This is a genomic window from Streptomyces sp. 184, from assembly GCF_045781775.1.
In the GTDB taxonomy this organism is placed as follows: Bacteria; Actinomycetota; Actinomycetes; order Streptomycetales; family Streptomycetaceae; genus Streptomyces.
The window spans coordinates 655,740-662,500 of record NZ_CP123230.1 but is presented as its reverse complement, the minus strand read 5'-3'; the positions used below and the strand labels follow the sequence as shown (position 1 = coordinate 662,500).

General features: G+C 73.6%; 5 protein-coding genes. 2 read left to right on the top strand and 3 right to left on the bottom strand.

Annotated features, from left to right (window positions below; all coding sequences use genetic code 11):
• Positions 1–289 precede the first annotated feature (289 nt).
• The gene (locus QBL21_RS02785; protein ID WP_407566282.1) at positions 290–814 is read right to left on the bottom strand and encodes a MarR family winged helix-turn-helix transcriptional regulator; all 525 of its coding nucleotides are present in this window, start codon (positions 812–814) and stop codon (positions 290–292) included.
• A 190-nt stretch (positions 815–1,004) separates the two neighbouring features.
• Between QBL21_RS02785 and QBL21_RS02780 the strand changes: the two genes are divergently transcribed.
• The gene (locus tag QBL21_RS02780; RefSeq protein ID WP_407560362.1) at positions 1,005–2,312 is read left to right on the top strand and encodes an MFS transporter; all 1,308 of its coding nucleotides are present in this window, start codon (positions 1,005–1,007) and stop codon (positions 2,310–2,312) included.
• 71 nt (positions 2,313–2,383) lie between these two features.
• Here QBL21_RS02780 and QBL21_RS02775 read toward each other — a convergent pair whose 3' ends face one another.
• On the bottom strand, positions 2,384–4,123 hold the full coding sequence (locus tag QBL21_RS02775) for a SpoIIE family protein phosphatase (protein WP_407560361.1): 1,740 nt from the start codon (positions 4,121–4,123) through the stop codon (positions 2,384–2,386).
• An 82-nt stretch (positions 4,124–4,205) separates the two neighbouring features.
• Complete coding sequence (locus QBL21_RS02770; RefSeq protein WP_407560360.1) at positions 4,206–5,561, bottom strand: NAD(P)/FAD-dependent oxidoreductase; 1,356 nt, start codon at positions 5,559–5,561, stop codon at positions 4,206–4,208.
• Between the two features lie 318 nt (positions 5,562–5,879).
• Between QBL21_RS02770 and QBL21_RS02765 the strand changes: the two genes are divergently transcribed.
• Positions 5,880–6,638, top strand: coding sequence for a TetR/AcrR family transcriptional regulator (locus QBL21_RS02765; protein ID WP_407560359.1), 759 nt, complete (start codon positions 5,880–5,882; stop codon positions 6,636–6,638).
• The last annotated feature ends 123 nt before the right edge of the window (positions 6,639–6,761 follow it).

Genomic DNA, 6,761 nt, shown 5'->3' with positions numbered 1-6,761 from the left:
TCTCAAAGAACGGACACTTCCTTCAAAACCCTTCCGGGCCTCTCCGGGCGTTTCCCTTCGGTGTGCCATAACCGTAGCGGATTGTCCCGGCGGCGCAAAATCCGGCCGCCCGCCGAATAGAACCGGGCATGCCGATTCAACCCCGACGAAAGGGAGTCGATCACGATACGAGAGATGGCAGGAGCCGCCCACCAAGGACGGCCACCGTCGCGCTCCAGGACCTGAACGGCCCCGTGGCAACCCGAAGAACCTTACGGAGCGGCCTGCCCCGTGTCAAGCGGGTCAAGGGCTAGTCCAGATCGGACAGTCGGCCGCTCGCGTCGGGCTGGGCGTCCTCCACACGGCGGAGGAGGCGGGTCAGCAGCTCGCCGAGGAGTGTGCGCTCGGTGGGGGTGAGGTCCTGGAGCAGGTCCTCCTCCCAGTCCGTGCCCATGCGCATGACCGCGAGCCACTTCTCGCGGCCGAGCGGGGTGATGCCGACGATGACGCGGACGCGGTTGGTCTCGTCGCGTTCGCGAGTGACCAGGTCTTCGGCGACCATGCGGTCGATGCGGTGGGTCATCGCGGCGGGGGTGAGACCGAGGCGCTTGGCGAGTTCGCCGGGGCCGAGCTGGTACGGGGCGCCGGCGAGGACGAGGGCCTTGAGCACCTCCCACTCGGCGCCGTTGACGCCGATGTCGGAGAGGTGGCGGCCGTAGGCGACGGTCATGCGGCGGTTGAGGCGGCTGAGGGCCGAGACGATCTGCTCGACCTGGGGGTCCAGCTCCTGGAACTCCCGCTGGTAGAGGGCGATCTGCTCGGCGAGCGGGCGCATCTCCTGCGTGGGCGGCCGGTCGGCGTTGGCGGCCGGGGCGTCGCTGTCGGACATGGCGCGCAGTATTCCACCTCTCCCGTTCGCGTCGAAGTTCTCAGTCATGTACTCTTTAGCTCTGAACTTTAGTATCGAAGTCTTCGACCCGGTAGCTCGCGGGCACCGGGTCGCACGTGTGCAGGGGTGGTGAGTAGTGACACGCGAGACCGGCACCGCGGCCCTCCGCCGGGTCCAGGTGGGCAACGCGCTGAGTGCCTTCGGCAACGGCTTCACGGTGCCGTACACGTTCTTGTACGTCTCGCAGGTGCGGGATCTCGGGTCGACCACGGCGGGTGTCGCACTCGCCGGGTTCGCCATGGCCGCGCTGCTGGTGCTGCCCTTCACCGGGCGGGTCATCGACCAGCGCGGGCCGCTGCCGGTGGCGCTGGCCGGTGCGGTCGCCGCGGCGGCCGGGGCCCTGTCGCTGGGGCTGGCCTCGACGGCTCCGATGGTGCTCGCGTCGACGCTGGTCATGGGTGCCGGGATAGCGGTCATCCAACCGGCGCTGGCCACGATGATCGTGTGGTGCTCGACGGCGGCGACACGGTCGCGGGCGTTCGCGACGCAGTTCTTCCTGAACAACCTCGGGCTCGGCGTCGGCGGTCTGCTGGGCGGGCTGCTCGTGGACGAGGAGCACGCGGGCTCGTTCGTGCGGCTCTTCGCCATCGAGGCGGTCATGTTCCTGGTGCTCGGCGCCGTGGTCGCCACGGCGCGGATGCCGCGCGGGCCGCGGACCGCGGACGCCGTGCCGGCGGGCGAGGGTGCCCCGGGGCGGTGGCGGGTGCTGCTCGCGGACCGGGCGATGGTGTCGCTCTGCGTGCTCGGCTTCGTGATGTTCTTCGCCTGCTACGGGCAGTTCGAGTCGGGGCTGTCGGCGTTCGCGGTCGAGGTCTCGGGGATATCCCCGTCGACGCTCGGCGTGGCGCTGGCGGCGAACACCGCGGTGATCGTCGTGGCGCAGTTCGCCGTGCTGCGGCTCGTGGAGCGGCGCCGGCGCAGCCGGGTCATCGCCGCGGTCGGGCTGATCTGGACGCTCGCCTGGCTGGTGGCCGGTGCCTCCGGGTGGGTCGCCGGCGGGCAGGCGATGGCGACGGCGGCGATCATCTCCACGTACGCGCTGTTCGGGCTCGGCGAGGCGATGCTGTCGCCGACCGTGGCGCCGCTGGTGGCCGATCTGGCGCCCAGTTCGCTCATCGGGCAGTACAACTCGGTGTTTGCGCTGGTCAAGCAGTTGGCGCTGGCCATCGGGCCGGCGGTCGGCGGGCTGCTCGCGGGGGCCGGGGCGTACGGGGCCTACATCTCGACGCTCGTCGTGTGCTCGCTGGGCATCACGGTGATGGGGCTGCGGCTGGGCCGGCGGCTGACGCCGGTGCAGGACTGCCCGCGGCTCGCGGGCACCGTGCAGGTGGCGTCCCACAAGCCGGCGGCCGGGGCGGAGACGGCGCCCGTACGGGCGGCCTAGCGGGCGCGCGTGCGCGGGGCGGCTCCCGGCCGCCCCGCGCGGGGGCGCGTCGTCGTCCTCAGTTTCTGCCGCTAGTTACTGCCGCTGCCCGGCAGGGCGAACTCGCACCACACCGCCTTGCCGCCGCCGGGCGTGCGGCGTGAGCCCCAGCCGGAGGCGATCGTGGCGACGATGGAGATGCCGCGGCCGTTCTCGTCGCCCGGCTCCGCCCGGCGGCGGCGCGGCAGCCGGTCGTCGCCGTCGGTGACCTCGACGATCAGCCTCCGGTCCGTACGCCGCAGGCGCAGCCGCATGGGCGGGGAGCCGTGCTGGAGGGAGTTGGCGACCAGTTCGCTGGCCGCCAGCACGCCCAGCTCGCGCAGCTCCGCCGGGAAGCGCCAGCTCGCCAGGACGCCGTCCGCGAAGGCGCGGGCACGCGGGGCCGCCTCGACGCCGCCGAGGAGGTCCAGGGCCGCGCCGCGGAACAGCTCGGCCTCGCCGTCGTCGCGCAGCGGGTGCTCCAGCACCAGCACGGCCACGTCGTCGTCGTGCTCCGCGGTGACGCCGAGGGAGCGGATGAGGCGGTCGCAGACGACGCCGGGTGCGCCGGTGGCGCCGGCGAACGCGCTCGCGAGTGCGTTGACGCCCTCTTCGATGTCCTGTCCGCGGCGTTCGATGAGGCCGTCGGTGTAGAGGACGGCGGTCGAGCCGGGCGGGAAGGGCAGCTCGGCGGAGCTGTGCACCCAGCCGCCGGTGCCGAGCGGCGGGCCGGTGGGCTCGTCGACGCGGCGTACGGTGCCGTCCGCGTCGCGGATGAGGATCGGCAGGTGCCCGGCGGAGGCGTGCACCAGGCGGCCTTCGTGCGGGTCGTGGACGGCGTACGCGCACGTGGCGATCTGGTTGGGGTCGATCTCCGCGGCGAGGCCGTCGAGGAGCTGGAGCACCTCGTGCGGCGGCAGGTCCAGGCGCGCGTACGCCCGGACGGCGGTGCGCAACTGGCCCATGACGGCGGCGGCGCGGACGCCGCGGCCCATGACGTCGCCGATGACCATCGCGGTGCGGCCGGCGCCGAGGGTGATGACGTCGTACCAGTCGCCGCCGACGGCGGCGTCGATGCCGCCGGGCTGGTACTTGGCCGCGACCCGCAGGTCGTCCGGGTGCTCCAGCTTCTCCGGCAGCAGGCTGCGCTGGAGCGCCACCGCGGCCTCGCGCTGCATGCGCTCGCCGGCGCGCAGCCGCTCCGCGGCCTCCACCTGGTCGGTGACGTCGGCGGCGGAGACGAGCACGCCACCGCTCTCGCCGACGTCGATGGGGCTGCACGTGAAGGTGTACGAGCGGGCGTCGGGGGCGCGGCGGGCCTTGACGGTGCGCGGGGTGCCGCTGCGGAGCACCTGGTCCATCAGCGGCAGCAGCCCCAGCTCGGCGAGTTCGGGGAGGGCGTCGCGGGCGGGCCCGCCCGGGGAGCGGGCGCCGAAGACGGCGGCGTAGGCGTCGTTGACGTACGCGATGCGGTGCTCGGGGCCGTGGACGACCGCGACGGGCGCCGGCAGCCGGCCGAGGGTGGCGCTGACAGGCAGCTCGACCCCGGGGTCGACGCCCGGGTCGGCGTCGCGTTCCTTGTCGGGTTCCGGGCCCGTGTCGTCGCCGCCCGCCGGGCCGCTCACCGGTCCGCCCGGGTCGGCGTCCGGCTCGACGCCGGGTGGCGGTTCCGCCGCGGCGCGGCGGCCCTGCCGCCCGGCGCGGGCGGAGGGGACGGCACCGCGGAACCCCCGCGCGGCGGCGGTGCGGCGCGGGGATCCGGGGAGCCGGGGGCTCCAGCGCGTGAAGTTCAAGCGTGCCAGTCCCAGGTCCACTCGTTGGTCGTTCGTTTCGCTCCGTGCCGTTTCGTGCCCGTCCATGGTCACATGCCCCGGCTCAGTCGCCGTCAGGGCCGCGACCCGACCGGGTGGCGAGTTCGAATTCCGCCCGGGGGTGTTCCAGCGAGCCGAGGGCGACGATCTCCCGCTTGAACAGTCCGGCGAGCGTCCACTCGGCGAGCACATGGGCCTTGCGGCCCACGGTGGGGAGCTTGCCAAGGTGGTACGCACGGTGCATGAGCCAGGCAGGGTAGCCCTTCAGCCGGTGGCCGTACACATAGGCAATGCCTTTGTGGAGGCCGAGGGAGGCGACGGAGCCGGCGTAGCGGTGCCGGTAGTCGCGCAGGGGTGCGCCGCGCAGGGCGGCGGCCAGGTTGTCGGCGAGGACGCGGGCCTGGCGCACCGCGTGCTGGGCGTTGGGGGCGCAGACGGCGCCGGGCTCGTCGGAGGTGAGGTCCGGTACGGCGGCGGCGTCGCCGGCGGACCAGACGGCGTCCTCGCCCTCGACGCGCAGGGTGGCGGTGCACAGCAGGCGCCCGCGTTCGTTGCGGGGCAGGCCGGTGTCGGCAAGGACGGGGTTGGGGCGGACGCCGGCGGTCCACACGAGGGTGCGGGTGGGGAAGCGGGCGCCGTCGTCGAGTTCGGCGACACGCTCCGTACAGCTCGACAGGCGGGTCTCCAGCCGGACGTCGATGCCGCGTTCACGCAGGCTGCGTACGGCGTACTCGCCGAGCCGGCCGCCGACCTCCGGCAGGATGCGGTCGGTGGCTTCGACGAGGATCCAGCGCATGTCCGCGGGGCGTACGCCGGTGTAGTAGCGGGTGGCGTAACGCGCCATGTCTTCGAGCTCGGCGAGTGCTTCCACGCCGGCGTAGCCGCCCCCTACGAAGACGAACGTCAGAGCGGCCTCGCGGAGGGCGGCGTCGCGGGTGGAGGACGCGATGTCCAGTTGCTCCAGGACGTGGTTGCGCAGCCCGATGGCCTCCTCGACGGAGGTGAAGCCGATGCCGTACTCGGCGAGCCCGGGCACCGGCAGAACCCGGGTGACGGAGCCGGGCACCAGCACGAGCTGGTCGTACGCCAGCTCCAGCGGCGGTTCGCCGGTCTCCGCGGTGGCGAGCGTCGCGACGCAGGCGGTGCGCGCGGGGTGGTCGACCGAGGTCACGCGGCCTGCGAGCACCCGGCAGCGGGGCAGCATGCGGCGCAGCGGCACCACGACGTGGCGCGGCTGGACGGAGCCGGCGGCGGCCTCGGCGAGGAAGGGCTGGTAGGTCATGTACGGGTCGGGGGCGACCACGGTGATCTGCACCGCACCGCGTCTGAGCTGCTTGTCGAGGTGTTTCTGAAGCCGCAGTGCCACGGCCATCCCGACGTTGCCACCGCCGACGACGAGCACGCGCGTCGGATCCGTCATGGGCAACCTCCTGCCTGGTGTCCCGCACGGGACCCGGCCTCGCCGCACGCCGGCGGCGGTGCGAGCCCGGGGGGAGGCCGCCGTCGGCGACCTCGGAACACCCATGACGCACCGCGTTCGGACTTTTGTCCACAGGCGGGGGAAGGATTTCCGGCGCCCGAGGTGTCGGCCCCGCGGCCGATCCTCATCCACAGCCCCTTCTCTCTTGACTTCTGCTGAACTATGTTCGTACGAGCCGGAGTGGCCCGACCAGATGCACTCCGGTAAGCAGGGTGGGGAGTCTCCGGGGGGAGACTGTCATAACCGGGGGAAATAGAGATGCAGGTTCAGAGCAGTCGTCTGTCAGCAAACGCGACGGGATCGGACAGTTCGGGCGAACTGTCCGCGAATGGCCGGTCGGCACTGCGGGTCGACGCGCAGCGCAATCTTGAGCACGTCCTGCGTGCCGCGCGCGAGGTCTTCGGCGAGCTGGGCTACGGCGCCCCGATGGAGGACGTCGCCCGCCGCGCCAGGGTCGGCGTAGGCACCGTGTACCGCCGCTTCCCGAGTAAAGAGGTGCTGGTCAAGCGCATCGCCGAGGCGGAGACCGCCCGGCTGACCGAGCAGGCGCGCGCCGCGCTCCAGCAGGAGGACGAGCCGTGGGCCGCGCTGGCCCGCTTCCTCCGCGCCTCCGTCGACTCCGGCGCCGGGCGGCTGCTGCCGCCGCAGGTGCTCGGCGTGACGGCGAAGGCGCCGGAGGACGAGCCGCGGGTGCCGCAGCAGCGGCCCTCGCCGGACGGCACTGCGGCGCAGGTCAGCGGGCACGGCGGGCCGGGCACGGGGGCGCCGGAGGGCGCGGGCGCGGAGAGCGCGAGCGTCGGCGGTACGGACGCCGCGGCGCTGCTCGACGTGGTCGGGCAGTTGGTCGCGCGCGCCCGGGACGCGGGGTCGCTGCGCGCGGACGTGTCGGTGTCGGACGTGCTGCTGGTGATAGCCACCGCGGCGCCGTCCCTGCCGGACCCGGAGCAGCAGGCGGTCGCGTCGGCGCGACTGCTGGACATCCTGCTGGACGGGCTGCGGCCGCACGCGGAGAGCTGAGCCGGCCGGTCGCCTTACGGGCCGGACGCCATACGGGCCGGACGCCATACGGGCCGGTCTCACGGGCCGGTCGCCTTACGGGGTGTGCCGCGGCGTGCCGCGGTGCCCCTCCGGGTGCCCTGG